The organism is Geodermatophilus sp. SYSU D00814 (assembly GCF_054050055.1).
The window spans coordinates 84,416-110,276 of sequence record NZ_JBJGYP010000001.1 but is presented as its reverse complement, the minus strand read 5'-3'; the positions used below and the strand labels follow the sequence as shown (position 1 = coordinate 110,276).

24 protein-coding genes and 1 riboswitch are annotated in these 25,861 nt (G+C 75.2%); of the genes, 12 read left to right on the top strand and 12 right to left on the bottom strand.

What is annotated here, in order from left to right; genetic code table 11:
• Nucleotides 1-79: 79 nt before the first annotated feature.
• The 7 genes from ACI780_RS00490 to ACI780_RS00460 all read right to left on the bottom strand — a co-directional run bounded on the left by ACI780_RS00490 (nucleotide 80) and on the right by ACI780_RS00460 (nucleotide 8,239).
• Nucleotides 80-472, bottom strand: coding sequence for a hypothetical protein (locus ACI780_RS00490; protein ID WP_456870929.1), 393 nt, complete (start codon nucleotides 470-472; stop codon nucleotides 80-82).
• 47 nt (nucleotides 473-519) lie between these two features.
• Nucleotides 520-1,236: a metal-dependent hydrolase gene (locus ACI780_RS00485; protein WP_456870930.1), complete on the bottom strand. Its 717-nt coding sequence runs from the start codon at nucleotides 1,234-1,236 to the stop codon at nucleotides 520-522.
• Between the two features lie 227 nt (nucleotides 1,237-1,463).
• Nucleotides 1,464-1,652, bottom strand: a complete 189-nt coding sequence (locus ACI780_RS00480) for a DUF6104 family protein (protein ID WP_457000392.1) — start codon at nucleotides 1,650-1,652, stop codon at nucleotides 1,464-1,466.
• Nucleotides 1,653-1,654: 2 nt separating this feature from the next.
• Nucleotides 1,655-5,503: a multifunctional oxoglutarate decarboxylase/oxoglutarate dehydrogenase thiamine pyrophosphate-binding subunit/dihydrolipoyllysine-residue succinyltransferase subunit gene (locus ACI780_RS00475; RefSeq protein WP_457000391.1), complete on the bottom strand. Its 3,849-nt coding sequence runs from the start codon at nucleotides 5,501-5,503 to the stop codon at nucleotides 1,655-1,657.
• Between the two features lie 130 nt (nucleotides 5,504-5,633).
• Nucleotides 5,634-6,443, bottom strand: a complete 810-nt coding sequence (locus ACI780_RS00470; protein WP_457000390.1) for an ankyrin repeat domain-containing protein — start codon at nucleotides 6,441-6,443, stop codon at nucleotides 5,634-5,636.
• A gap of 45 nt (nucleotides 6,444-6,488) precedes the next feature.
• Nucleotides 6,489-7,256 carry an ABC transporter permease gene (locus tag ACI780_RS00465; protein WP_456870933.1) on the bottom strand — a complete coding sequence of 256 codons (768 nt, stop codon included), beginning with the start codon at nucleotides 7,254-7,256 and terminating at the stop codon, nucleotides 6,489-6,491.
• Nucleotides 7,253-8,239: an ABC transporter ATP-binding protein gene (locus tag ACI780_RS00460; protein WP_457000389.1), complete on the bottom strand. Its 987-nt coding sequence runs from the start codon at nucleotides 8,237-8,239 to the stop codon at nucleotides 7,253-7,255. The genes ACI780_RS00465 and ACI780_RS00460 overlap by 4 nt, the downstream gene beginning before the upstream one ends.
• A 266-nt stretch (nucleotides 8,240-8,505) precedes the next feature.
• Here ACI780_RS00460 and ACI780_RS00455 point away from each other — a divergent pair, with 266 nt between their 5' ends.
• Entirely contained in the window at nucleotides 8,506-9,555 is a 1,050-nt protein-coding gene (locus ACI780_RS00455; RefSeq protein ID WP_457000387.1) for an adenylate/guanylate cyclase domain-containing protein, read from the top strand.
• 84 nt (nucleotides 9,556-9,639) lie between these two features.
• Complete coding sequence (locus ACI780_RS00450) at nucleotides 9,640-11,277, top strand: ABC-F family ATP-binding cassette domain-containing protein (protein WP_457000385.1); 1,638 nt, start codon at nucleotides 9,640-9,642, stop codon at nucleotides 11,275-11,277.
• 4 nt (nucleotides 11,278-11,281) lie between these two features.
• Here the strand turns inward: ACI780_RS00450 and ACI780_RS00445 are convergent, their stop codons facing one another.
• From ACI780_RS00445 to ACI780_RS00430, 4 genes are all read right to left on the bottom strand, one after another.
• Nucleotides 11,282-11,995, bottom strand: a complete 714-nt coding sequence (locus tag ACI780_RS00445) for an alpha/beta fold hydrolase (RefSeq protein ID WP_456870937.1) — start codon at nucleotides 11,993-11,995, stop codon at nucleotides 11,282-11,284.
• 112 nt (nucleotides 11,996-12,107) lie between these two features.
• Nucleotides 12,108-12,656 carry an N-acetyltransferase family protein gene (locus ACI780_RS00440; protein WP_456870938.1) on the bottom strand — a complete coding sequence of 183 codons (549 nt, stop codon included), beginning with the start codon at nucleotides 12,654-12,656 and terminating at the stop codon, nucleotides 12,108-12,110.
• Entirely contained in the window at nucleotides 12,653-13,762 is a 1,110-nt protein-coding gene (locus ACI780_RS00435) for an alpha/beta fold hydrolase (RefSeq protein ID WP_457000384.1), read from the bottom strand. Before ACI780_RS00435 ends, ACI780_RS00440 begins: the two co-directional genes overlap by 4 nt.
• Nucleotides 13,683-14,096, bottom strand: coding sequence for a hypothetical protein (locus ACI780_RS00430; RefSeq protein ID WP_456870940.1), 414 nt, complete (start codon nucleotides 14,094-14,096; stop codon nucleotides 13,683-13,685). Before ACI780_RS00430 ends, ACI780_RS00435 begins: the two co-directional genes overlap by 80 nt.
• 157 nt (nucleotides 14,097-14,253) lie before the next feature.
• On the opposite strand from ACI780_RS00430, the gene ACI780_RS00425 reads away from it, so the two are divergent.
• Nucleotides 14,254-15,000 (top strand): SDR family NAD(P)-dependent oxidoreductase, encoded by a 747-nt coding sequence (locus tag ACI780_RS00425; protein ID WP_456870941.1) that lies wholly within the window; start codon nucleotides 14,254-14,256, stop codon nucleotides 14,998-15,000.
• 45 nt (nucleotides 15,001-15,045) lie between these two features.
• Here ACI780_RS00425 and ACI780_RS00420 read toward each other — a convergent pair whose 3' ends face one another.
• Nucleotides 15,046-15,939: an alpha/beta fold hydrolase gene (locus tag ACI780_RS00420; protein WP_457000383.1), complete on the bottom strand. Its 894-nt coding sequence runs from the start codon at nucleotides 15,937-15,939 to the stop codon at nucleotides 15,046-15,048.
• 143 nt (nucleotides 15,940-16,082) lie between these two features.
• Here ACI780_RS00420 and ACI780_RS00415 point away from each other — a divergent pair, with 143 nt between their 5' ends.
• From ACI780_RS00415 to ACI780_RS00375, 9 genes are all read left to right on the top strand, one after another.
• Complete coding sequence (locus ACI780_RS00415; protein WP_457000382.1) at nucleotides 16,083-17,336, top strand: hypothetical protein; 1,254 nt, start codon at nucleotides 16,083-16,085, stop codon at nucleotides 17,334-17,336.
• 269 nt (nucleotides 17,337-17,605) lie between these two features.
• Complete coding sequence (locus tag ACI780_RS00410; RefSeq protein ID WP_457000381.1) at nucleotides 17,606-19,078, top strand: AAA family ATPase; 1,473 nt, start codon at nucleotides 17,606-17,608, stop codon at nucleotides 19,076-19,078.
• Nucleotides 19,079-19,194: 116 nt separating this feature from the next.
• Nucleotides 19,195-20,646 (top strand): NAD-dependent succinate-semialdehyde dehydrogenase, encoded by a 1,452-nt coding sequence (locus ACI780_RS00405; RefSeq protein ID WP_457000380.1) that lies wholly within the window; start codon nucleotides 19,195-19,197, stop codon nucleotides 20,644-20,646.
• 154 nt (nucleotides 20,647-20,800) lie between these two features.
• A riboswitch (SAM riboswitch) is annotated at nucleotides 20,801-20,915 on the top strand.
• A 247-nt stretch (nucleotides 20,916-21,162) separates the two neighbouring features.
• On the top strand, nucleotides 21,163-21,696 hold the full coding sequence (locus ACI780_RS00400) for a GNAT family N-acetyltransferase (RefSeq protein WP_456870946.1): 534 nt from the start codon (nucleotides 21,163-21,165) through the stop codon (nucleotides 21,694-21,696).
• Complete coding sequence (locus ACI780_RS00395; RefSeq protein WP_456870947.1) at nucleotides 21,693-22,664, top strand: amino acid ABC transporter permease; 972 nt, start codon at nucleotides 21,693-21,695, stop codon at nucleotides 22,662-22,664. The genes ACI780_RS00400 and ACI780_RS00395 overlap by 4 nt, the downstream gene beginning before the upstream one ends.
• Nucleotides 22,661-23,440 carry an amino acid ABC transporter ATP-binding protein gene (locus tag ACI780_RS00390; protein ID WP_457000379.1) on the top strand — a complete coding sequence of 260 codons (780 nt, stop codon included), beginning with the start codon at nucleotides 22,661-22,663 and terminating at the stop codon, nucleotides 23,438-23,440. The genes ACI780_RS00395 and ACI780_RS00390 overlap by 4 nt, the downstream gene beginning before the upstream one ends.
• 89 nt (nucleotides 23,441-23,529) lie before the next feature.
• Nucleotides 23,530-24,510 carry an ABC transporter substrate-binding protein gene (locus tag ACI780_RS00385; protein ID WP_457000378.1) on the top strand — a complete coding sequence of 327 codons (981 nt, stop codon included), beginning with the start codon at nucleotides 23,530-23,532 and terminating at the stop codon, nucleotides 24,508-24,510.
• Nucleotides 24,511-24,518: 8 nt separating this feature from the next.
• Nucleotides 24,519-24,713 (top strand): hypothetical protein, encoded by a 195-nt coding sequence (locus ACI780_RS00380; RefSeq protein ID WP_456870950.1) that lies wholly within the window; start codon nucleotides 24,519-24,521, stop codon nucleotides 24,711-24,713.
• On the top strand, nucleotides 24,710-25,846 hold the full coding sequence (locus ACI780_RS00375) for an FAD-dependent oxidoreductase (protein ID WP_457000377.1): 1,137 nt from the start codon (nucleotides 24,710-24,712) through the stop codon (nucleotides 25,844-25,846). Before ACI780_RS00380 ends, ACI780_RS00375 begins: the two co-directional genes overlap by 4 nt.
• The last annotated feature ends 15 nt before the right edge of the window (nucleotides 25,847-25,861 follow it).

Sequence of the window (25,861 nt, the reverse complement as noted above, 5' to 3'; positions counted from 1 at the left end):
GGCGGCCGGGGAGCGCCCGGCGGGTCCACCGACGGGGGAGGGCACGCGACCACGCCCACCCGCACCGGCCGACCCGCCGTCACCCCAGGACGGTCTCGGCGCAGCCGCCCAGGCCGTCGTCGGGGCCGGTGGCGGCCGGGCAGTCCAGCCGCACCCACTCGCCGGTGCCGAACCGGTCGCGGGTGCCGTCGACGAACACCTCCAGGCCGGGCACGCCGGGGCGGGCGCGGTACCACGTCGTCACCGGGTCGCCCTCCGTCGTGGGCCGGGTGACCGCCAGCTCGGCGCCGTCCACGGTCCGGCCGGCGTCCAGGCAGGCGAGGGCGTCCGGCGCGATCGGCTCGCCCTGGCCGAGGTCCTGGACGGGGCACGCGGGCAGCCGGTCGCGCCCGGTGAAGGCGTCCGGGGTGCCGGCCTCCCCGGCGCAGCCGGCGCACAGCAGGGCCAGCAGCACGGCGGCGGTGCGGGACACCCGCCCAGCATGGCGCGCCGGGGTGCTGCCGGGGTCTCGGTGCTGTCTCAGCCGCCCAGGCTGAGCAACCCCTGCAGGTAGGGCTCGACGACGCCCCGCGCGGCGGTGTTGTCGTAGAGGAACCACACCGCGACGAGCAGGAACGCCGGCGCGAGCACCGACTTCTCCAGCGTCGTGCCGGTGCGCATCGGGGTGAGCGCGACCCGCTTGCGCTTGAGCAGCCACAGCAGGGGCACCGGCACGCCCTGCTTGGTGATCAGGTCGCCGACGACGTGGGTCAGCACGCCGAGCGCCACCGCCCAGGGCAGCCACGTCGGCTGCGGCATGTTCTCCAGCAGCAGCCAGGCGCCGCCGAAGGACAGCACCAGGTTGCCGACGACGGTGTTCTCGGCGCGGCCGGGGATGACGAAGTGCAGCGCGCGCAGCGCGAGCCCGATGGCCAGCGCCATGACCACCAGGCTCGACCAGTACAGGTTGGCCGCGGCCAGCGCCACGGCACCGAAGGCCACCGGCGCCAGCAGCGCGTCGTGGGTGCCCCAGCGGTGCCCGCCGGCGAGGCGGCCGATCGCGCCCGACGGCACGTCGGTGACCGGGCCCCACATGTCCGAGACCGTCGACCCGCTGTGGTCGAGGTCGGGCAGCATCGCGAACCCACCGGCCGCGGCGACCCACGCCACCTGCGCGACGGTGCCGTCGACCGGGGCCCAGGGGAGGGTCGCCGCACCGGCGGCCAGGCCGGAGAGCGCGTGGGAGTGACCGAGCACGTGCGCAGCGTCCCGCCTGGTGGGCCGCCGGTGACGGAGGCGCACCGACCCGACGATCAGAGGGAGGACCTCCCTGCCCCCCCACCGCTCGCAGGCTCGCGGCGGGACCCTGCAGGGAGGCCGGATCACCGGGCGTCCTCCCGCACCGCAGCGCGTCCCCCCTCACGGTGGGACGTGGGGGAGGACGCCGCACGATCAGGTCACCTGATCATCGCGGGGCCGGCGGGTCAGTCCTCGTCGTCGACGTCGTCGGTGCCGCCCCGCGCCAGCCAGGTGGCCAGCCGCTCGATCGGCACCTCGAAGTCGGGGTGCTGGTCGACGAAGGCCTGCAGCTGGTCGGCCAACCAGGCGAGGGTCACGTGCTCGCCGCCCCGCCGGTCGGCGAGCTCCTCCAGGCCGCGGTCGGTGAAGTACACGGTCAGTCGGCGAAGGCCTGGGCGATGAGCTCCTTCTGCTCGACCTCGTGCACCTTGGCCGAGCCGACGGCGGGGCTGGCCGAGGCGCGGCGGCTGACCCGGCGCAGCGTCCGGCCGCCGAGGTGCTCGGGCAGGTTGAGCGCCATGAACGACCAGGCGCCCATGTTCGCCGGCTCCTCCTGCACCCAGACGAGGTCCTGGGCGTTCGGGTAGCGGTCGACGGCCTGCCGGATCTGCTCACCGGGCAGCGGGTAGAGCTGCTCGACGCGCAGTACCGCGGTGTCGGCGCGGCCCTCGGCCTCGCGCTGGGCCATGAGGTCGTAGGCGACCTTGCCGCTGCACAGCAGCACCCGGCGCACCGCGGCGTCGTCGAGCGGCTCGCCGCCCACGCCCGGGTCGCCGAGCACCGGGCGGAAGCCCTCGTCGGTGAAGTCGGCGACCGGGCTGACCGCCGCCTTCGCCCGCAGCAGCGACTTCGGCGTGAACACGACCAGCGGCCGGTGCACGTCGGAGAGCGCCTGGCGGCGCAGCAGGTGGAAGTAGTTGCCCGGCGTCGAGCAGTTGGCGACGGTCATGTTGTTCTCCGCCGACAGCTGCAGGAACCGCTCGATGCGACCGCTGGAGTGGTCGGGGCCCTGGCCCTCCAGCCCGTGCGGCAGTAGCAGGACGACGCCGGAGCGCTGCCCCCACTTGGCCTCGCCGGAGCTGATGTACTCGTCGATGAGCATCTGGGCGCCGTCGACGAAGTCGCCGAACTGCGCCTCCCACAGCACCAGCGCCCTCGGGTTGGCCACCGAGTAGCCGTACTCGAAGCCGAGCGCGGCGTACTCCGACAGCAGCGAGTCGTAGACGAAGAACTTCGCCTGGTCCTCGGCGAGGTGCGCCAGCGGGGTGTACTCGCCGGCGGTCTGCCGGTCGATGAGCACCGCGTGCCGCTGCACGAAGGTGCCGCGGCGGGAGTCCTGGCCGGCCAGCCGCACCGGGATGCCCTGCACCAGCAGCGACCCGAAGGCGAGCAGCTCGCCCATCGCCCAGTCGATGCCGCCCTCGCTCACCATCGCCGCGCGCCGCTCCAGCAGCCGCTGCAGCTTGGGGTGCACGGTGAAGTCGGCGGGCAGGGACACGTGCGCGTCGCCGATCGCCTTCATCACCTCGGGGGTGATGGCGGTGGCCACCGCGGTCGCCTGCTGCGCGGGCTGGTCCATGACCGGCTGCGGCTTGGGCGTCTCGCTCGCGTCGTGGGTCTCGGCGAAGGCCCGCTCCAGCTGGTCGCGGTAGTCCTTCAGGGCCTCCTCGGCCTCGCCGAGGGTGATGTCGCCGCGGCCGATGAGCGCCTCGGTGTAGAGCTTCCGGACCGAGCGCTTGCGGTCGATGATCTCGTACATCAGCGGCTGGGTCATCGACGGGTCGTCGCCCTCGTTGTGCCCGCGGCGGCGGTAGCAGACGAGGTCGATGACGACGTCCTTGCGGAACGCCTGCCGGTACTCCACGGCCAGCCGCGCCATCCGCACGCAGGCCTCGGGGTCGTCGCCGTTGACGTGGAAGACCGGCGCGTTGACCATCCGCGCGACGTCGGTGGAGTAGAGGCTCGAGCGCGACGCCGCCGGGCTGGTGGTGAAGCCGACCTGGTTGTTGATGACGACGTGCACCGTGCCGCCGGTGCGGTAGCCGCGCAGCTGCGAGAGGTTCAGCGTCTCCTGCACCACGCCCTGGCCGGCGAAGGCGGCGTCGCCGTGCAGCAGCACCGGCAGCACGGTGAAGCCCTGCTCGCCCTTGTCGATCATGTCCTGCTTGGCCCGCGTGATGCCCTCGAGGACCGGGTTGACGGTCTCCAGGTGCGAGGGGTTGCTGGCCAGCGAGACGGCGATCTGCGCGTCCTCGCGGAACGGGTTGTCGAAGGTGCCCTCGGCGCCGAGGTGGTACTTGACGTCGCCGGAGCCCTGGACGGTGCCGGGGTCGATGTTGCCCTCGAACTCGCCGAAGATCTTGGCGTAGCTCTTGCCGAGCACGTTGGCCAGCACGTTGAGCCGGCCGCGGTGGGCCATGCCGATCGCGACCTCGTCGAGGCCGTGGTCGGTGCCGGCGATGAGCACCTCGTCGAGCAGCGGGATGACCGACTCGCCGCCCTCGAGGCTGAACCGCTTCTGCCCGACGTACTTGGTCTGCAGGAAGGTCTCGAAGGCCTCAGCGGCGTTGAGCCGGCCGAGGATGTGCTTCTGCTTGTCCCGGTCGGGCTGCTCGTGCTTGACCTCGATGCGCTGCTGGAGCCACTCGCGCTCCTCGGGGTCGGTGATGTGCATGTACTCCACGCCGACGGTGCGGCAGTAGGAGTTGCGCAGCACGCCGAGGATGTCGCGCAGCGGCATCACCTTCTCGCCGGCGAAGCCGCCGACGGGGAAGGTGCGGTCGAGGTCCCACAGGGTCAGGCCGTGCTGCAGGATGTCGAGGTCGGGGTGGCTGCGGACCTTGAACTCGAGCGGGTCGGTGTCGGCCATGAGGTGGCCGTTGCGCCGGTAGGACTCGATGACCTCGATGACCCGGGCTTCCTTGTCGATCTGCCCCTCGCGGCTGACCCGCACGTCGGGCATCCAGCGCACCGGCTCGTACGGGATGCGCAGCGACCGGAAGACGTCGTCGTAGAAGCCGTCCTCGCCGAGCAGCAGCTGGTGCAGCCGGCGCAGGAAGTCACCGGACTCGGCGCCCTGGATGATCCGGTGGTCGTAGGTCGAGGTCAGCGTGATGATCTTGGAGACGCCGAGCTCGGTGAGCGCCTCGGGGCTCATCCCCTGGAACTCGGCCGGGTACTCCATCGCGCCGACGCCGATGATCGCGCCCTGGCCGGCGGTCAGCCGCGGCACCGAGTGGACGGTGCCGATCGTGCCCGGGTTGGTCAGGCTGATCGTGGTGCCGGAGAAGTCCTCGAGGGTCAGCTTGCCGGCGCGGGCGCGGCGGATGACGTCCTCGTAGGCGCCCCAGAACTGGGCGAAGTCCATCTCCTCGGCGCCCTTGATCGAGGCGACGACGAGGGAGCGCGAGCCGTCGGCCTTGGGCAGGTCGATGGCCAGGCCGAAGTTGACGTGCTCGGGCTGCACGAGGGTCGGCTTGCCGTCGACCTCGGCGAAGGCGGCGTTCATGTTCGGGAAGTCGTCCAGCGCCCGGACCAGCGCGTAGCCGATCAGGTGGGTGAAGGAGACCTTGCCGCCGCGCGATCGCTTGAGGTGGTTGTTGATGACGATGCGGTTGTCGGCCAGCAGCTTGGCCGGCACCGCGCGCACGCTCGTCGCCGTCGGGACGGTGAGCGAGGCGTTCATGTTCTTGACGACGCTGGCGGCGGCGCCGCGCAGCGGCGTCCGCTTCGGCCCGTCGGCGGGGGCGGCCTTCGCCGGCTGCGGCGCGGCCGGCGCCGGGGCGGCCTTGGCCTTCTGCTCGGCGCGGTCGGCGGCGCGGTCGACGACGGTGGCCTCGGTGCGCTCGGGCACGGGGGTCGACCGCGTGGCCGAGGGCTCCGGGGCGGGCTCCGGCGTGGCCTCGGGTGCGGGGGAGGGCGCGGGCGGCGGAGTGGCGGCGGCCGGCCGGCCGTTGGCCGACCCGCTCGGCTCGGCGGCGGGGGCCGGCGGCTCGGGCGCGGGGGCGGCCACCGGGGCGGGGGCCTGCTCGCGGTCGTCGCTGGCGGCGACCGGGCTGCCCGGCCGGTAGTCGGCGAAGAACTCGTGCCAGGCCTGGTCCACGCTGGACGGGTCGGCGAGGTACTGCTGGTACATCTCCTCGACCAGCCACTCGTTGGTGCCGAAGCCCGCCACCGCCGAGGAGGTGCCGGTGGAGGACGGCCGGGATGAGTTGTCGCGTGACACGGGGTCGAGTGCCTTCTTCGTCGTCGGTGGACGTCTCTGGACCGGGGCCTGACTCTACGCCCGGTCCCCCGTGCCCGACCTGCGGTCCGCCCGCCGCGCCGGGCCTCTCACCGGCCGTCGCGGCCTGCGCTCAGCTGCGCGCGCCGGCGGCCACGAGCAGGTCGACGAGGGCGTCGCGGGCACCGGCCTGACCTGCGTCGTCGCGGCGGTGGCGGGCCGCGGCGACCCGGCCGATGTCGAGGGCGCTGGCGCCGTCGGAGGTGGTCGCCTCGACGTCGGCCCCGGCGGCGAGCAGCAGCCGCACGACCTCGGGCGCGTCGCCGCCCGGCCCGGCGGCCACGGCCTCGTGCAGCGGCGTCCGGCCGGTGTCGGGGTCGCGCCGGTCGGCCCGGGCCCCGGCGGCCAGCAGCGCGCGGACCAGGTCGGGCCGGCGGGCGGCCGCGGCCGCGGCGAGCGCGCCGCGGTCGGGGTCGGCGCCGCGGTCGAGCAGCAGCCGCAGCGTCGCGGCCGCGCCGCCGGCCGCGGCGACGGTGAGCAGGTCCAGCCCGGTGGCCGGGTCGGTGAGCGCCGCGCCGCCGTCGAGCTCGCCGGTGAGGCGGTCGACGTCGTCGAGGTACGCCGCGGCGGCGGCGTCGACCGGGGCGCCGAGCGCCCCGAGCACGGGCACCAGCCCGGGGGCGTGCTCGACGGCGACGTGCAGCGGCGTGCGGCCGGACTCGGTGCGCGCCCCGAGGTCGGCACCGGCCGCGACCAGCTCCCGGACGACGTCCTCGCGGCCGGCCGCCACGGCCAGGTGCAGCGGCGTCCAGCCGCTCTCGCCGGCGTGCTCCAGCGTGCCGGCGAGCAGCCGCGGCGCGTCGGCGACGGCGCCGCGCACGGCCTCGAGCTCCCCGGCCTGCACGAGGCGGGCGAGGCGCGGCACGGTCATGCGGGTGGTCATGCGGGGGTCCCTCGTCCTCGGGTGGCGGTGGCGGTGGCGGTGCGGTCAGACGACGTCGCGGCGGACGGCCAGCAGGCTGCCCAGCAGCGCCGCGACCAGGCCGTAGCCGAGCAGCAGCACGACGCCCTGCCACGGGGCCAGCAGCTCCGGTGCCTGGAAGTCCGACGTGATGGCCTGCACCGCGCCGCCGGGCAGCCACTTGTAGGCGCCCTGGATCGCGCCGATCGAGGAGATGATCGGCTCGACGACGTAGAGGTAGACCAGCGAGCCGACGATGGCGCCGACCTGGTTGCGCAGCAGCGCGCCGATGCCCACGCCGATCACGGCGAACACGACCAGCACCAGCCCGGCGGCGCCGAGGGTGCGCAGGTTGTCGCCGTCCAGCGACGGCGCCGCCCCGCGCGCACCGGCGTAGAGCAGCACGACGACGACGTCGACGGCGAGCACCAGCAGCGCCACCGGCACCGCCGCGGCGGCGTAGGCCAGCAGCTTCGCGGCGACGACGCGGCCGCGGCGGGGCGTGGTCAGGAAGGTCGGGGTGGCGGTGCGGTGCCGGTACTCCTGGGTCATCCCGATGATCCCGAGGATGAGCAGGAAGACGCTGGCGTTGGCCGCGACGGAGAAGACGATCTCCTCGTACTGCGGTGTGCCCACCGCGGGGAGCCCCGGCTGGCCGCCGTTCTGCTCGGCGCCGGCCAGGCCGGTGAACAGCGCGGCGAAGCCGCCCGCCATCACGCAGGCGCCGAGGACCAGGCCGATCCAGACGCGGGTGGTCAGCAGCTTGGTCCACTCGGCGCGGACGAGCGCGGTCATCGGGCCGCTCCCTGGGTCGTGTACTGCGCGGGCCCGGCGGGGGAGCCGGCCGCGAACTGCTCCTGGCCGGCGGTGAGCCGGAAGTAGAGGTCCTCGAGGCCGGTGCTCTCGGCGCGCAGCTCGTGCAGCTCCACCTGCGCGGCGAACGCGCGGGCGCCGACGACGGCCGGGGTGGCGCCCTCCACGGTGACCAGGCCGTCCTCGCCGCGGGTGGCGGCCAGGCCCGCGGTGGCGAGCACGGCGACCAGCCGGTCGGCCTCGGGGCTGCGCACGAGGACGCTGCCGGCGCCCGCGGCGCCGGACCGCAGCTCGGCGATCGAGCCCTGCCGGACCAGGCGGCCGGCGCCGACGATGACGACGCGGTCGGCGGTCTGCTCCATCTCGGCGAGCAGGTGGCTCGACACGAGGACGGTGCGGCCCTCGTCGTGGGCGAGGTGTCGCAGGAAGCCGCGCAGCCAGAGGATCCCCTCGGGGTCCAGGCCGTTGGCCGGCTCGTCGAGGACCAGCACCGGCGGGTCGCCGAGCAGCGCGGTCGCCAGCGCCAGTCGCTGCCGCATGCCGAGGGAGTAGCCGCCGGCCCGGCGCCGCCCCGCCGTCGCGAGGCCGACCCGCTCGAGGACCTCGTCGGCGCGCGCGACGGGGATCCCCGCGGCGCGGCAGTACACCCGCAGGTGGTCGCGGCCCGAGCGGGCGGGGTGGAAGGCGGTCTCGAGCACCGCGCCCACCGTGCGCACCGGCTCGCGCAGCGCCGCGTAGGGGACGCCGTCGAAGGTGGCGGTGCCGGTGTCGGGGGTGATGAGGCCGAGGACCATCCGCAGCGTCGTCGTCTTGCCCGCGCCGTTGGGCCCGAGGAAGCCGGTGACCGAGCCCGGCTCGACGGTGAAGCCGAGGTCGGAGACCGCGCGCACGGTGCCGAAGGTCTTGGTCAGGCCGGACACCTCGATCCGCACCGGTCGGGGTCCTGCGGTGGTGCCGCTGGGCATCGGTCCTCCTCGTTCCGCCGTGCCGCCGTCCGCACCCCCGTGCCGCCCCATCCAAGCGCACCGGCGGCCGCCGACCGAGCCCGCGGGACGCGGCGTGCCGCACGTCACCGGCCCGTTCCCCACCGGACACCCCCCGTTCGCCCGCGCGGCCGTGACCGCGGGCACACCGGCTCCGGCCCGGTCACTACAGTGCCCGCCGTGGGTGCCCGTCGGCTCGTCGCGGTCGTCGTCGACCGGACGACGGGCTGAGCCGGGACGGGTCGCCGGTGGACCCCGTCGCACCCGGTCCGGAGTCGGTCCCGCCCGGTCCGGAGGTCCGGGAGGCGCTGGAGCGGCTGCTGCTCGGCGGCCCGCGCCGGCTGACCCGGCTGGAGGTCGCCGCGGCGGCCGGCATGCCCCCGGAGCGCACCCAGCGGCTGTGGCGGGCGCTGGGCTTCCCCGACGTCGCCGACGACGACCGCGCCTTCACCCTGTCCGACGTCGGCGCGCTGGCCACCGTCTCCGAGCTCATCGAGGCCGGCTTCATCGACCCCGACAGCGAGGCGTCCATCGCCCGGGTGACCGGCCAGGCGCTGTCCCGGCTGGCCGACTGGCAGACCGACCTGCTCGCCGGGGCGCTCGTCCGGCGGGCGCGCGAGCAGGGCCCGGGGACGCCCGTCGACGCCGTGGCCGCCGCCGAGGCGCTGCTGCCGCTGCTGAGCCGCACGCAGGACTACGTGTGGCGCCGGCACCTGGCGGCCAACCTCGACCGCGCGCTGTCCACGGGGGCGGCCGGGGACCGGCGGGAGATGGCCGTGGGCTTCGCCGACCTGGTCGGCTACACCTCGCGCTCGCGCGGCATGGGCGGCCGCGAGCTCGGCGCGATGGTGGAGGCCTTCGAGGCGACGGCGACCGAGGTCATCGCCCGCTCCCGCGGCCGGGTGGTCAAGACCGTCGGCGACGGCGTCCTGTTCACCGCCGCGTCCGCCGTCGACGCCGTCGAGATCGGGCTGATCCTGCCCGCCGTGTGGGACGCCGAGGACCACCCGCCGCTGCGGGTGGGCGCCGCCTACGGCACGGTCCTCACCCGCCTCGGCGACGTCTACTCCCCGGTGGTGAACCTGGCCAGCCGGCTGACGTCGATCGCCCCCGCCGGAGCGGTGCTGGTCGACCGGGTGCTCGCCGGACACGTGCGCGACCTGCCCCAGTACCGGGTGCGGCCGATGGAGCCGGTGGCGGTGCGCGGCTACGAGTCGGTGCAGCCGTGGCGGGTGAGCCGGCGGGTGGCGGGGGAGGCCGACGAGGGGCTCTCCCACGAAATCGTGCGCGACCGCTGAGCGTCCCGCGCTACCGTGGGCCCGTGCTGTGACCCCCGGAACCGACGTCGTCCCCCGACCCGCCGTCCACCCCGGGAGCACCCCATGAGCGCCACCCTCGTCGCGCGCGGCCTGGCCGCCGGCCACGGCGCCCGCGTCCTCTTCTCCGACCTCGACCTCGTCGTCGCCCCCGGTGACGTCGTCGGGCTGGTCGGCGTCAACGGCGCCGGCAAGTCCACGCTGCTGCGCACCCTGGCCGGTGAGCTGCCCGCCGAGTCCGGCGGGATCACGCTCAGCCCGCCGACGGCGACGGTCGGCCACCTGCCGCAGGAGCGCGACCGCCGGGAGGGCGAGACGGTCGCCGCCGCGCTGGCCCGCCGCACCGGCGTCACCGCCGCCCAGGCCGCCCTCGACGCCGCCACCGCGGAGCTGACCGAGGGGCGGCCCGGCGCCGAGGAGGCCTACGCGGAGGCGCTGGAGCGCTGGCTGTCCCTGGGCGGCGCCGACCTCGACGAGCGCCTCGAGGCGGTCCTGGCCGACGTGGCGCCCGGCGTGGCGCCCGACGCCCCGATGCCCGGCCTGTCCGGCGGGCAGGCCGCGCGGGTCGGGCTGGCGGCGCTGCTGCTGTCCCGCTACGACCTGCTGCTGCTCGACGAGCCGACCAACGACCTCGACCTGGCCGGCCTCGACCGGCTCGAGCGGTTCGTCACCGGCAACCGCGCCGGGATCGTCGTCGTCAGCCACGACCGGGAGTTCCTCGCCCGCACCGTCACCCGCGTCGTCGAGCTCGACCTCGCCCAGCAGCTGGTGCGGGTGCACGACGGCGGCTACGAGAGCTACCTCGCCGAGCGCGAGGTGGCCCGCCGGCACGCGCGCGAGGAGTACGAGGAGTACGCCGAGACGAAGGCCGACCTCGAGGCCCGGGCCCGCATGCAGCGCAACTGGCTGGCCAAGGGCGTGCGGGACGCGGTGAAGAAGCAGCGGGACCCGGACAAGTTCATCAAGGCGCACAACCGGGCGACGGCGGAGAAGCAGGGCGCCAAGGCCAAGCAGACCGAGCGGCGCATCGAGCGGCTGGAGGTGGTCGAGGAGCCCCGCAAGGAGTGGGAGCTGCGGATGACCATCGCCGCCGCGCCGCGCGCCGGGGCGGTCGTCGCCACGCTGCGCGACGCCGTCGTCCGCCGCGGGGACTTCACCCTCGGGCCGGTGAGCCTGCAGGTCGACTGGGGCGACCGGGTGGCGATCACCGGCCCCAACGGCTCGGGCAAGACGACGCTGCTCGGCGCGCTGCTGGGCCGGGTGCCGCTCGACGCCGGCAGCGCCTCGCTCGGGCCGGCGGTGCGGCTGGGCGAGGTCGACCAGGCGCGCGGGCTGTTCGTCGGCGAGCGACGGCTGCTGGAGGCCTTCGGCGCCGAGGTGCCCGACTGGCCGACGGCGGAGGTCCGCACGCTGCTGGCGAAGTTCGGCCTCACCGCCGAGCACGTGCTGCGCCCGGCGGCGACCCTCTCGCCGGGGGAGCGCACCCGCGCCGCGCTGGCGCTGCTGCAGGCCCGCGGGGTCAACGTGCTGGTGCTCGACGAGCCGACCAACCACCTCGACCTGCCGGCCATCGAGCAGCTGGAGTCCGCGCTGGCCGACTACCCCGGCACGCTGCTGCTGGTCACCCACGACCGCCGCATGCTCGACGCGGTGGCCACGACCCGCCGCTTCGCCGTCGACGACGGCCGGGTCACCGAGGTCTGACCGGTCAGGCGCGGGTGCCGGCCGGCTCGACGACGTCGGCGAGGACCCGGGCCAGGTCGCCGGGGACGGACAACTGCGCCATGTGCGCCGAGGGCAGCCGCACCAGCCGCCCGGCCTGCGCGCCCATCGCCTCCTGCGCCGGGACCGGGATGCAGTCGTCGGACTCCTGGGCGCACACCACGTACGTCGTCGGGTGAGCACGCTCCGGGGCGCTGCTCGGCGTCGTGAACGCCGCGGCCGACTGCAGGACCAGGCGGTCGCGGAGGGCCGCCGCCTGCTCGCGGGGCAGGTCGGCGCACAGCGCCTGGTGGACCGTGTCGAGGTCGCGGATCACGGTCAGTGAGCCGTCGTCTCGCGCTTCGACCCAGGCCGGGAGCGAGTCCCCGCCCACGAGGTCCATCAGCGACTGGCCCCGTTGCGGCCACATCGCGGCGACGTAGACGCTGTGGCGGACGCGAGGGTCGTCGGCCAGTTCGGTGATGACCATGCCGCCGTAGGAGTGGCCGACCAGCACCACCGGCTCGTCGATCTCGTCGAGGGCGTGCCGGACGTGGTCGGCGTCGGCGCGGAGGTCGCCCAGCGACCCGGGGTCGGTCCCGGCGCTGGGCAGCTGGTCGACCACCGCCACGCGGTGACCGAGGTCCTGCAGGTGGCGGGCGACGTCGTCCCACACCCAGCCGCCGCCCCAGGCGCCGTGCACGAGGAGGAAGGAAGCCATCCCCGGAGGGTCCGCCGACCGCGCGGCCCCCGGGAGCCCTCCGCTCGCCGGCGGCCGGCCCCCGGGCGTGGCGCGACCCGGTGCGCCCGGGAGCTGACGTCGGGGAACCAGCTCAGCTCAGGTCCTCGCCCAGCGCCTCGGGCAGCCCGACGGTGGCCATGCCGGCCCAGGTCTCGTCGACGTGGTGGGCCAGCACCATGAGGTCGCGCAGGTTGCCCTCGCGGTCGCGCACGTGGTCGCGCAGCAGCGCCTCCCCCGTGAAGCCCAGGTCGGTGAACAGCGCCAGCGCCGCGCCCTGCTCGGCGACGACCTCCACGACGAGCTTGGCCAGCCCGTCGCCGACCGCCGTCACCAGCGCCTGCCGGGCCAGCCCCCGGCCCAGCCCCGAGCCGCGCCGGGTGGGGGACACGACCAGCCGCACCTCGCCGACGTGCGCGGACCAGCCCGGCAGCGGGCGGACGGCGACGTAGCCCGCGACCTCGTCGCCGTCCATCGCCACGAAGCGCCGTCCGCCCCCGGCGCCGTCGGCCCACGACCGGACGACGGCGGGGTCGGTGACCTCCTCCTCGATGAAGGTCAGGTCCCCCTCCGGCAGGCTCCCGAAGAACCGCAGCAGCGCCTCGGCGTGCGCCGGTCCCAGCTCGACGACCTCCACGCTCATCCCTCCTGCCCCGCCGCCCGGGCGGGCGCGCTCTCCTCGCTGCGCGTGCGCAGGAAGCCGATGATCTCCGGCACCGTCGTCCGCGCCGCCGTCCGGCCGACCACCAGGCCCATGTGGCCGGCGTTCAACCGCAGCTCGTGCTTGTCCTCCGAGCCGACCAGGTCGATCAGCGGCGCGGTCGCGTCGGGCGGGACGATGTGGTCGCGGTCGGCGCGGACGGTCAGGAACGGCACCCGGATGTCGGACAGGTGCACCCGGTCACCGCCCACGGTCAGCCGGTCGGTGACCATCCCGTTGTCGCGGACGAGCATCTGCACCGTCTCGCGGGCGGCGGCGCCCGGGAACGGGATGTGGTCGTCGGACCAGCCGGTCATCGCCTGGTAGGCCGAGACGTACTCGTCGCTCCACAGTCGCTCCCACAGCGTCACGTACCGGGTGACCTCGGCGGTGGGGGTGAGCGTCTTGAAGCCCTGGACGACGACCCGCGGCGGCACGTTGCCGTCCTCGTCGAGGACGTCGTCGACCTCCAGGCCGCCGCGGAAGACGTCGGCCATCGGGCCCATCTGCGTGAAGTCGACCGGGGTGGCGAGCACGCTGAGGCTGCGCAGCGGCGCGTCGGGGTGGTGGGCGGCGTACAGCAGCGACAGGTCGCCGCCGAAGCAGTAGCCGAAGAGGTTGACCTGCTCGGCGCCGGAGATCTCCCGCACCCGCTCCACCGCGGCGGGGACGTAGTCGTCGACGTAGTCCTCGAGCCGGTTCTGCGCGTCGCGCTCGTCGGGCTCGCCCCAGTCGACCATGTACACGTCGAAGCCGGCGTCGACGAGCTGCTCGATGAACGAGTTGCCCGGGGCCAGGTCGAGGATGTAGCTGCGGCTGACCAGGCTGAACACGATGAGCAGCGGCGGGGAGTACCGCACCCGGTCGCTGCGGTAGTGCCACAGCTGGGTGCGGCCGCGCTCCCAGACGACGTCCTTCGGCGTCAGCCCGACGCCCGGGCGGTCGACCCCGGCGACGAGCTTGATGCCGTTACGCGCGCGGAGGGCGTTGCGCTCCACGTCGCGACGGACGCGGTCGAGGACCGCCTGCGGGCTGGGCACCGTCGGCATCGGGCTCCTCCGGGGTCGTCTCGGCGGCCGCGCGGGCGCGGCGCTCGGTCTCCAGTTGGACGGTCAGGCGCCGCACCTCGCGGTCGAGGGCGCCGATCTGCGCGCGCAGCCGGGCGAGGTCGGTGCCGGCGGGCAGGTTGACCAGGTGCCAGGCGCGGGCCGACACCCCCCGCGCGGTGTCCCTCGCCGCGTTCTGCGCACGCCGCAGCAGGGCGACGCCGGTGGCGAAACCGGGCGTGCGCACCAGGTTCTCGGCGTGCGGGGTCACCCGCTTCTCGGCGGCGTCGAACGCCTGCCGCCACAGCGGCGCCTCGGGTTGCTTCCCCGACGTCATGGCCCGGCCTCCTCTCGACCGGGGGGTGCCTACCCGCCGGGTGACCCACCACACAGCCGGTTACGGTCCCGGGGACGGTGCAGCAGCGGGAGGGGAGAGCGGCGTGGCGGACAGCGGTGCAGCGGACAGCGGTGCAGCGGACAGGACCGTGCTGGACATGTTCCGGCTCGACGGCCGGGTGGCGATCGTGACGGGGGCGTCGTCGGGACTCGGCGTGGTGTTCGCCCGGGCCCTGGCGCAGGCGGGGGCCGACGTCGCCCTCGGCGCACGGCGCGAGGAGAAGATGGGCGCCACCAGGGAGGCGGTCGAGGCCGCCGGGCGGCGGGCGATCACCGTGCGCACCGACGTGGCGAGGGTGGAGGACTGCCAGGCGCTCGTCGACGCCACGATGGCCGAGTTCGGCCGGGTCGACGTGCTGGTCAACAACGCCGGCATCGGCACCGCCGCGCCGGCCACCCGGGAGAAGCCCGAGGAGTTCCGCGCGGTCATCGACGTCAACCTCAACGGCTGCTACTGGATGGCGCAGGCCTGCGGCCGGGTGATGCAGCCGGGTAGCTCGATCGTGAACATCTCCAGCGTGCTGGGCCTGACCACCGCCGGGCTGCCCCAGGCGGCCTACGCGGCCAGCAAGGCCGGGCTGATCGGGCTGACCCGCGACCTCGCCCAGCAGTGGACCGGGCGCAAGGGCATCCGGGTCAACGCGCTGGCCCCGGGCTTCTTCGCCTCGGAGATGACCGACCAGTACCCCGAGGGCTACCTCGACCAGCAGATGGGCCGGGTGCTCGCCGGCCGCGCCGGCGACCCGATGGAGCTCGCCGCGGCGCTGGTGTTCCTCGTCAGCGACGCCGGCGGCTACGTCACCGGGACGACGATCCCGGTGGAGGGCGGCATGCTCACCAGCTGAGCCCGGCACCGGGGCCCCGCAGTCGCAGCGGGGCCCCGGCGCGGCTCAGGCCCGCTCGACCCGGTCGACCAGCGCGCCGATCCGGTCGACCAGCTGCGGCCACACCGCGCGCGGCAGGTCGTGGCCCATGCCCTCGACCACCAGCAGCTCGGCGCCCGGGATCGCCGCCGCCGTCGCCCGGCCGCCGGACACGTTCACCAGCGCGTCCTGCGCGCGGTGCACGACGAGGGTGGGCACGGCGACCCGCGCGAGGTCGGCGGTGCGGTCGGGGCTGGCCAGGATCGCGGCGAGCTGGCGGGCCACCCCCGCGGGGTTGTACGCGCGGTCGAAGGAGAGCCCGGCCCGCTCCCGCAACCCGGACTCGTCGAACTCGAAGCCGGGGGAGCCGATGACCCGGTAGGTGTCGACGGCGCGCTGCACCGCGGACTCCCGGTCGGTCGCCGGCGGGGCGAGCAGCACGCCGAGCGCGGCCTCCGCGGGCGCGCCGACGGCCGGGTCGCCGGTGGTCGACATGATCGAGGTCAGGCTGCGCACCTTCTCCGGGTGCCGGATCGCCAGCGCCTGGGCGATCATCCCGCCCATCGAGGCCCCCACCACGTGCGCGCTGCCGAGGCCGAGGGCGTCGAGCAGGCCGGCGGTGTCCTCGGCCATGTCGGCGAGGCGGTAGGCGACCCGCGAGTGGTCACCGCCCATGACGGCGAGCACGTCGGGCGCGCCGGCGGCGTCGAGGTGGGTGGACAGGCCGATGTCGCGGTTGTCGAAGCGGACGACGTACAGGCCGCGGTCGGCCAGCATCCGGCAGAACTCGTCGGGCCAGCCGATCATCTGCGTGGCCAGGCCCATGACCAGCAGCAGCGGTGTGTCCTCGGGCGAGCCGAAGGCCTCGTAGGCCAGCTCGACGTCGCCGACGCGGGTGGTCTGCACCCCGGTGTGCTCCATGACCGGCACGCTAACCGGGCGTCGCGGGAGTCCCGGAACGGGCCTGGTGCCGCTACGGTGCGTCCGGTCACCCTGACGGCGGGTGGCGTGGGCACGGGGGCCTGTGTGCTGGGGGACGTCGTGCGCACCACCGGGAACGACCCGTGCGGGAACTGAGGCGGCGCGCCCTGCTGGGCTGGGCCGGGGCGTCGCTGCTGGCCGCGGGCGGCTGCCGCGCCGCGGAGCGCTCGTTCACGAAGGCCGCGGCGACGACCTCCGCGCCCGCGACCACCCCTGCGCCGCCGCCGCCCGTCCCCGCGCCGGAGCCCGTCCCCCCGCCGGCACCGGAGCCCCGGCTGATCGGTGACGGCTCGACCGCCGACACCGGTCCCCAGCCCCACCAGCCGGTTCCCCAGAAGCTGGCGCCGGGCGAGCGGCCGCCGCAGTTCGTCGTGTTCTCCTGGGACGGCGCGGCCAACCTCGCCACCGGTCAGTTCCCCCGGTTCCGGCAGCTCGCGCAGGAGCTCGGCGCGTCGATGACCTTCTTCCTCACCGGGCTGTACGCGCTGCCCGCGGAGCAGCGGATGCAGTACGCGCCGCCGCGGCACCCCGTCGGGGCCTCCGACATCGGCTTCCTGTCGACGCAGGAGGTGCTCGACACCGTGGCCGAGGTGCGCCTCGCCTGGCTGGACGGGCACGAGATCGGCACCCACTTCAACGGCCACTTCTGCGGCGAGGACGGCGTCCGGCTCTGGTCGCCGGAGGACTGGACCAGCGAGATCGCCCAGGCCAAGCGGTTCGTGCAGACCTGGAAGACCACGACGGGCCGCGGCGACCTGCCGCCGCTGCCCTTCGACTACGACGTCGAGCTGGTCGGGGGCCGCACCCCGTGCCTGCAGGGCCAGGACGCCCTGCTGCCGACCGCCGCCGCGCTCGGGTGGCGCTACGACGCCAGCTCACCCGGGGGGTCGCAGGTGTGGCCCGGGAAGCAGCTCGGCCTGTGGGACCTCCCGCTGCCGTCGGTGCCCTTCCCGGCGAGGGGCTCCAGCGTGCTCGCCATGGACTACAACATCATGTTCCAGCAGACCCGCGGGGACACCGCCGGCGACCCGGCGATGCACGGCACCTGGCGGCAGCAGGCCCTGGAGGCCTACCTCGCCGGGTTCGAGCGGGCCTACACGACCAACCGGGCGCCGCTGTTCATCGGCAACCACTTCGAGCAGTGGAACGGCGGCATCTACATGGACGCGGTCGAGGAGACGCTGCGGGCCGTCGCCGGCCGGCCCGAGGTGCGGCTGGTGTCCTTCCGCCAGCTCGTGGACTGGCTGGACGTGCAGGACCCCGCCGTCCTGGACCGGCTGCGGACGCTGCCGGTCGGCACGGCCCCCGCCGGCGGCTGGGAGTCCTTCCTGGCCTGACCCGGGCAGCCGGGGGCGCGCACACGTGGGCGGACGGGACACCACCGGCCGGGTGAGCAGTCGTGGTCGGCGACCCGCACGGGCACGCCGTGCCCACCGACCGCGACTGCTCGGTGGGGCCCGAGCCCGTCCGCCGAGCGCGACCGGTCCACCGGGAGCGGCAGCGCATCCCGCACCTGGTGCCGGACGGGTCCCCGTGCAGCAGCGCAGCGGTGCGGTGATCGCTACGCTCCGCCGCTACGTCCGACCGACCGGGAGCAGGGAGCGCCGTGGCGAACGAGGCATCGCAGACCGAGGCCAGGGAGTTCGCCGCGGGGCTGCGGTCGCTGCTCGACTGGCTGCACCTCACCGGGGAGGGAGCGCGCAACGAGGTCGTCACGCTGGTGCAGGAGACGCTGGGTCCCGAGCGCCTGCAGCAGTCGGTGGTCGCACGGGAGCTCCCGCCCCTCGAGCACGTCAACCTGCAGACCGCCCTCGACGCCTGGACCGCGACCGGCGGGCGCTCGGTGGAGGTGCGCGGCGTGGTGCTCCCGCCGCACTACGCCGGGATCGACCTGCAGCAGCTGATGACCGGCGAGGGACTGCCCCCGGTGCGCCTGAGCGCTCCCTCCGTGGTCGACCTGCCGAACGGCCCGGACTCCACGCTGGCCTGCCTGCGCACGGCCCTGCTGCTGGTCACCGACGACGCCGGCCGGTACGTACTGCTCGTACAGGGGCCGAGCGAGCACGAGCCGCGGCTGCGCGTCGAGGTCGCCGGGCTGCCGGTGCAGCAGGCGCAGGCCGTGCTGGCCGAGATCGACCGGCTGCGCCGTGAGCTCGACGTGTACCGCGGCCGGCTGGTCGAGGTCACCCAGGGGCCCATGGGCCAGGTCGTGCTCACCTTCCTCGACCCGCCGGAGCTGCACCGCGACGAGGTCGTGCTGCCCGCCGCCGTCCTCGACCGCGTCGAGCGGCACGCCCTGGGCGTGGCCGCGTACCGCGCGGGCCTGCGCGCGGCGGGGCAGCACCTCAAGCGCGGCCTGCTCCTCTACGGACCGCCGGGCACCGGCAAGACCCACACCGTGCGCTACCTGCTGGGCCGGATGGAGGGCTACACCCGGCTGCTGCTCACCGGGCGGTCGCTCGGCATGGTCGGCTCGATCACCGACCTGGCCCGCGACCTGCAGCCGGCCGTGGTGGTGCTCGAGGACGTCGACCTCGTCGCCATGGACCGCTCCTTCGGCCCCGGCGGCAGCCCCGTGCTGTTCGACCTGCTCGACGCCATGGACGGCGCCGCCCCGGACGCCGACCTGCTCTTCGTCCTGACCACCAACCGGGCCGACCTGCTCGAGCCGGCCCTGGCCGCGCGGCCCGGGCGCATCGACGTCGCCGTCGACGTCGACCTGCCCGACGCCGCGGCGCGCCGCCGGCTGCTGGAGCTCTACGGCCGCGCCGTGCCGCTGCAGCTGTCGGAGGACGACGTCACCGGCGCCGTCGACCGCACCGAGGGCGTGACGGCGTCGTTCCTCAAGGAGCTGCTGCGCCGCGCCGTCCTGGAGGCGCTGCACGAGCAGGACCCGCTCGACCGGGTCACCGCCGTGCACCTCACCCGCGCCCTCGACGACCTGCTCGACAGCACCCAGGCGGTGACCCGCACCCTGCTCGGCGTGGGCGGCGAGGCCGCCGTCGCGGGCGACGGGGCCGAGCCCGGCCTCCCGAACCCCGTCGTGTTCACCGGCTCGTACGGCCCCTTCCGCCGCTGACCGACACCCGGGAGGGGCGAGCGCCCGGTCCGCGGGTGACACCATCGCCCGGCGGCGGAACGGCGCCGCGGACCCGACCCCGGTCCTCGGATCGGTCAGCCAGTGAGGTGGGCGCCATGACGCAGGAGCCAGGTCGCACGATCCACGTCGACGGGGAGTGGCGCCCCGCCGACGGCGGCGCGACGTTCCCCGTCACGAACCCGGCCACCGGCGAGGTCCTGGGCCGGGCGAGCGACGGCGACCGGACCGACACCGCCGCCGCGATCGCCGCCGCGGAGCGAGCGCTGCCGGCCTGGTCGGGCGCGACCGCCTACGAGCGCGCGGCGGTCCTCGCGAGGGCCGACGTCCTGATGCGGGAGCGGCGCAGGGACCTGGCCGCGCTGATGACCCGGGAGCAGGGCAAGCCGCTCAAGGCGGCGATGAACGAGGTCGCCTACGCGGCGGACTTCCTGGCCTGGTTCGCCGAGGAGGCCAAGCGCGTCGGGGGTGTCACGATCCCCTCGGCGCGGGCCGACCAGCGGTTCGTGACGATGCGCCAGGCGGTCGGCGTGGTCGCGGCCATCACGCCGTGGAACTACCCGGTCTCGATGCTCACCCGCAAGCTCGCCCCCGCCGTCGCCGCCGGGTGCACCTCCGTGCTCAAGCCCGCCGAGCAGACCCCGCTCTGCGCGGTGGCGACCGTGCAGGTGCTCGTCGACGCGGGGCTGCCCGCCGGGGTGGTCAACATGGTCACCACCAGCCGCCCGGCGGAGGTCGGCGACGCGCTGCTGGACTCCCCGGTGGTCCGGAAGCTGACCTTCACCGGCTCCACCGCCGTCGGGAAGGTGCTGGTGGCGAAGGCCGCCGCCACGCTCAAGCGGGTCTCGGTGGAGCTGGGCGGGCACGCGCCGTTCATCGTCTTCGGTGACGCGGACCCGGTGCGGGCGGCCAAGGGGGCCGCGCTGGTCAAGTTCCTCAACACCGGCCAGGCGTGCATCAGCCCGAACCGCATCTACGTCCACCGCTCCCTCTACGACACCTTCGTCGCCACCCTCGAGCAGCGGATCGCGGCGCTGCGGGTCGGTCGCGGCGACCAGGAGGGCATCTCCGTCGGCCCGCTGATCGACGAGCGCGCCGTCGCCAAGATGGAGGCGCAGGTCGACGACGCCCGGACCCGGGGCGCCCGGGTCGTCGCCGGGGGCGAGCGGCTGCAGGTCGAGGGGCTCGCCGGCACGACCTTCTTCTCGCCCACGCTGCTGGCCGACGTGACGCCGGACATGCTGGTCTCCCGCGAGGAGACCTTCGGCCCCATCGCCGCGGTCACCCCGTTCGACGACGAGGACGAGGTCGTCGCGCGAGCGAACGACACCGAGTACGGCCTGGCCGCGTACGTCTACACCAACGACCTGTCCACCGCGATCCGGGTGACCGAGAAGCTGCGCTTCGGGATGGTGGGCGTCAACGACATCAACCCGACGTCGGCCGCCGCTCCCTTCGGCGGCGTCAAGGCCAGCGGGCTGGGGCGTGAGGGCGGCTACGAGGGCATCGACGAGTACCTCGACACCAAGCTCGTCGGCATCGCGGTCTGACGCTCGGCACCCACGCCGACCTGACCACGGGGTGAGGTCCTCGTGGGCCGTCGGCAGGGGGTGTGCGCCGCGGAGGGCCACCGTGGGCCGGTCCGATCTGCACCAAGTCGATGGGAATTGACGGGATTACCGGCGGCGCCTAGATTGACGCGCAGGTCCAGAGCGTCAGCGTCAAGCCCCGGCTCGCTGACCGGCAACCCTCCGCTGGGACGGGGTGCCCCGGGTGACGACCAGGCGGGTGCGCACCGTGCGCCCCGCAAGTCCAGCCGCCCCTCCCGGGGCCCGACAGAGGAGCCCAGCCGTGGGACACGGGAGCACGAGCAGCGTGCGCGCCCTCTCGCTCGACCTGGTCGGCCGACCGACCGTCGACCTGCACCGCACCGACAGCGCGCTCTGTCGCTGACCTCCTGACCTCCCGACCGTAGAAGGACCCTCCTGCCCCCCGCTGCTCGCACGCTCGCAGCGGGGCCCTGCAGGACGGCCACACCCTCACCTGTTCCTGTCAGGAGCTCCGTCATGTCCGCACCACCGCTCGAGGTGGCCTCCGTCCACCCCGACGACCCCCTGGCCGCGCCCCTGTTCGCCGAGCTCGCCGCCGAGTACGACGCCCGCTACGGCGACCTGTTCGGCGGTGCCCACGAGGAGCTGACCCGCTACCCGGTCGAGGAGTTCCTGCCGCCCGACGGCGAGCTGGTGCTCCTGCTGGCCGGCGGCACACCCGTCGCCGGTGGCGCCTACCGCCGGCACGCCGACCCCGGCACCGCCGAGGTGAAGCGCATGTGGACGGCGGCCACCCACCGCCGCCGCGGCCTGGCGCGGCAGGTGCTCGCCGAGCTCGAGACGCGCGCGGCGGCACGCGGCTACTCGCGCCTGTTCCTCACCACCGGCCCGCGCCAGCCCGAGGCCAAGGCGCTGTACCTGACGGCCGGCTGGACCCCGCTGTTCGACCCGGCCGTGCCCCGTCCCACCGACCTGGCCGTGCTGAGCCGGCTGCCCGTCGCCGAGCGCGTGTACGCGTTCGACAAGCAGCTGCCGGGAGGTGGGGCGTGACCACCCTGCTGCCCCGCTCCGACACCGCCGCGCCACCGGCGGGCGGGACGCCCTACGACCGGCTGCGGGTCGTGCCCGCCCGGCACCCGGCGCGGTGGGTGGCCACCGCGGTCGTCGCCGTCCTCCTCGCGATGGTCGTCAACTCGCTGGTGACCAACCCCCGGTGGGAGTGGGACGTCGTCGGCGCCTACCTCACCGAGGAGTCGATCGTCCGCGGCGTCTGGACGACGGTGCAGCTGACGCTGATCACCGCCGTGCTGGGCTTCGCGCTCGGGACGGTGCTGGCGCTCATGCGGCTGTCCCGCTCGCCCCTGCTGCAGGCGGTCAGCTGGGGCTACACCTGGGTGTTCCGCTCGGTGCCGCTGATCCTGCAGCTGCTGCTCTGGTACAACCTCGCCTACCTCTACCGGTCGCTGGACGTCGGCATCCCGTTCGGCCCGTCGTTCGCCAGCGTCGAGACGCTCTCGCTGATCGACAAGTTCGGCGCGGCCGTCCTGGGCCTGGCCCTGCACCAGGCGGCCTACTCGGCGGAGATCGTCCGGGCCGGGATCCTCAGCGTCGACCAGGGCCAGCTGGAGGCCGCCGCCTCGCTCGGCATCCCGAAGCGCCGGCAGACCACCCGCATCGTCCTCCCGCAGGCGATGCGCTCGATCGTGCCGACGGCGGTCAACGAGGTGATCGGCCTGTTCAAGGGCACCTCGATCGTCTACGTCCTGGCGCTCGGCGAGCTCTTCTACACCGTCAGCGTGATCTACGGCCGCACCCAGCGGGTGCTGCCGATGCTCCTGGTGGCCGCCGTCTGGTACGTCGTCCTCACCACGGTCGTCACGGTCGTCCAGTACTACGTGGAGCGGTACTACGCCCGCGGCGCCCTCCGCACCCTGCCCCCGACGCCGCTGCAGCGACTGCGCGCCAACCTGACCGCGGGCCTCGCCCGCGTCCGTCCGGCCCGCGAGGTGTCCCGGTGACCACGGTCGCCGCCCGCCGCGGGCGGGTCGAGGTCCACGGCGTGCACAAGTCCTACGCGGGCGTCGAGGTGCTGCACGGCGTCGACCTGGTCGTCGAGCCCGGCACGGTCACCGTCGTCCTCGGGCCCTCCGGGTCGGGCAAGTCGACGCTGCTGCGCAGCATCAACCACCTGGAGAAGGTCGACCGCGGCTTCGTCGCCCTCGACGGCGAGCTCGTCGGCTACCGCCGCCGGGGCGACACCCTGCACGAGCTCAAGGAGAAGGACCTGCTCCGGCAGCGCACCCGGTTCGGGTTCGTCTTCCAGTCCTTCAACCTGTTCCCGCACCTCACCGCGCTGGAGAACGTGGTGGAGGCGCCGGTCTCGGCGCAGGGCCGGCCGCGCGCCGAGGTCGAGGCGGAGGCCCGCGAGCTGCTCGCCCGCGTGGGCCTCGCCGACCGGGCCGGGGCCCACCCCCGGCAGCTGTCCGGCGGGCAGCAGCAGCGGGTCGCGATCGCCCGGGCCCTGGCCATGCACCCGGCGGTGCTGCTGTTCGACGAGCCCACCTCGGCGCTGGACCCCGAGCTCGTCGGCGAGGTGCTCCGCGTCATCGAGGACCTCGCCCGCGGCGGCACCACGATGATCGTCGTCACCCACGAGGTCGGCTTCGCCCGCCGGGCCGCCGACCGGGTGGTCTTCATGGCCGACGGCCGCATCGTCGAGGCCGGCGCGCCGCAGCAGGTGCTCGACCACCCCGCGCACGAACGGACCCGCGCCTTCCTCGCGCAGGTCCTCTGACCCTCCCCGTCCCCACCCCCGGACGGCGCAGCGCGCGCCGCCCGTCGCCGGCACGCGCCCGCGTGCCCCTGCCGGAAGAGAGAACGACCGTGATCGCCCGTACCCGACGAGTCCCGCTCGCCACCGCCCTGGCCGCTGCCTCCCTCCTCGCGCTGAGCGCCTGCAGCAGCGCCGCGGACATCGAGGAGGCCCGCGCGGAGGAGGACACCGGCAGCAGCGCGCTGGCGGTGGACACCAGCCCCGAGCAGGACCGCGTGCGCACGACCGAGAGCGACGAGGCGGTCGCCCTGCTGCCGCCGCAGGTCGCCGAGGACGGCGTCCTGACCGTCGCCGTCGGCGCCTTCACCGCGCCGCTGAGCTTCCTGGCCGACGACAACGCGACGGTCATCGGCAACGAGCCCGACATCGCCCAGCTCGTCGCCGACGGCCTCGGGCTGGACCTGGAGCTGGTGACCACGGACTGGTCCAACTGGCCGCTGGCCACCCAGTCCGGGGACGTGGAGGTCACGATCGCCAACGTCACGGTGACCGAGGAGCGCAAGGAGCTGTTCGACTTCTCCTCCTACCGCGTCGACGAGCTCGCCTTCCAGGCGCGCACCGGCTCCGGCCTGGTCGTCGACGAGCCGGCCGACGTCGCCGGCCTGACCATCGCGGTCGGGTCGGGCACCAACCAGGAGAAGATCCTGCTGGCCTGGGACGAGCAGAACCGGGCGGCCGGCCTCGAGCCGGTCGTCGTCCAGTACTTCGAGAACGACGGCGACACCACCCTGGCGCTGCAGTCAGGCCGGCTGGACCTGACCTTCGGCCCGAACGCCACCGCCGCCTACAAGGCCGCCGTCTCCCCGGACGAGTTCGAGGTGGTCGGCACGGTCAACGGCGGCTGGCCGCAGACCGCGCAGATCGCCGTCGCGACCGCCAAGGGCAACGGCCTCGCGCCTGCGGTCACCGCCGCGCTCAACTCCGCCATCGACGACGGCAGCTACGCGGAGGTCCTCGAGCGGTGGGGCCTCACCAGCGAGGCGATCGAGCGCGCCGAGACCAACCCGCCCGGCCTGCCGGCCGAGGACTGAGCGCACCCGTGGGCACCCCCTCGCGCGGTCCCCGCCGCCGTCCCCGTCCGGACCCCGTCCCCGCCCTGCCGGTGCGCACCGCGCTGGTGCTCTCCGTCATCGTCGGCACCTCGGCCTGCGCGGCGCCGGCCCGGGCCGACGTACCGGCGGTCGACGTGTCGGTGGTCGACGTCCCGGTGGTCGGGGCGCAGGTGGCATCGTGACGCAGGTGGGCACCCCGCGCCGCACCGACGTCGTGGTGGTCGGCGGCGGCGTGATGGGCTCGGCGGCCGCCTGGTCGCTGGCCCGCCGCGGCCGCGACGTCGTCCTGCTCGAGCAGTTCGGCCCCGGGCACGACCTCGGCGCCTCGCACGGCCGCGCCCGCATCTACCGCAGCACCTACGCCGAGCCGCACCACCAGGCGCTGGTCGCCGAGGCGCGGCGGCGGTGGGCCGAGCTCGAGGACGAGACCGGCCGGCGCGTGCTCCACCCGGGACCCGGGGTCGCCACCGCGGCCCCCGCGGGCCAGGCGCGGCTGCGCGGGGTGGCGACGGCGATGCAGCGCGCCGGCGTGGAGCACGAGTGGCTCCCCGCCGCGGGGGCCGCGCAGCGCTGGCCCGGGCTGCGCTTCCCCGGCCCCGTGCTGCACGAGCCGCACACCGCCGGCCGGGTCGACGCCGACGCCGCCGTCGCCGCGCTGCAGGAGGCGGCCGCCGCGCACGGCGCCGTCGTCGGGCACCACCGCCGGGTCACCGCGGTGCTGCCCGACGGCGACGGCGTCCGGGTCCGCCAGGCCGCCGGCGGCGACGTGCGCGCCCGGGTCGCCGTCGTGACCGCCGGCGCCTGGACCCCGGAGGTCCTCGGCCCGGCGTTCCCGGTGCCGCCGCTGCGCGTCACCGAGGAGCAGCCGGCGCACTTCCGCGCGCTGTCGGCGGACCTGGTCTGGCCGTCGTTCACCAGCGACCCCGACCCCGCCGAGGGCTGGCCGGCCGGGGTCTACGGCCTGGCCAGCCCGGGCGACGGCGTCAAGGTCGGCTTCCACGGCTCGGGCGCGGTGTGCACGCCCGGCACCCGGGACCGCCGCCCCGACCCCGCACGGCTGGCCCGGCTGCAGGAGTACGTGTGCCGCTGGCTGCCCGGGCTCGACCCCGACTCCGCCGAGCCGGTCAGCTGCACCTACACCAGCACCGCCACCGGCGAGTTCGTCCTCGACCGGGTGGGACCGGTCGTCGTCGGCGCCGGGTTCAGCGGCCACGGCTTCAAGTCCGCGCCCGCCGTCGGCCGGGTGCTCGCCGACCTCGCGCTGGGACAGCCCGGCGTCCCCGCCCTCCAGCTCGCCGCGCACGCCGCCGGCTGACCACCACCGACCCGG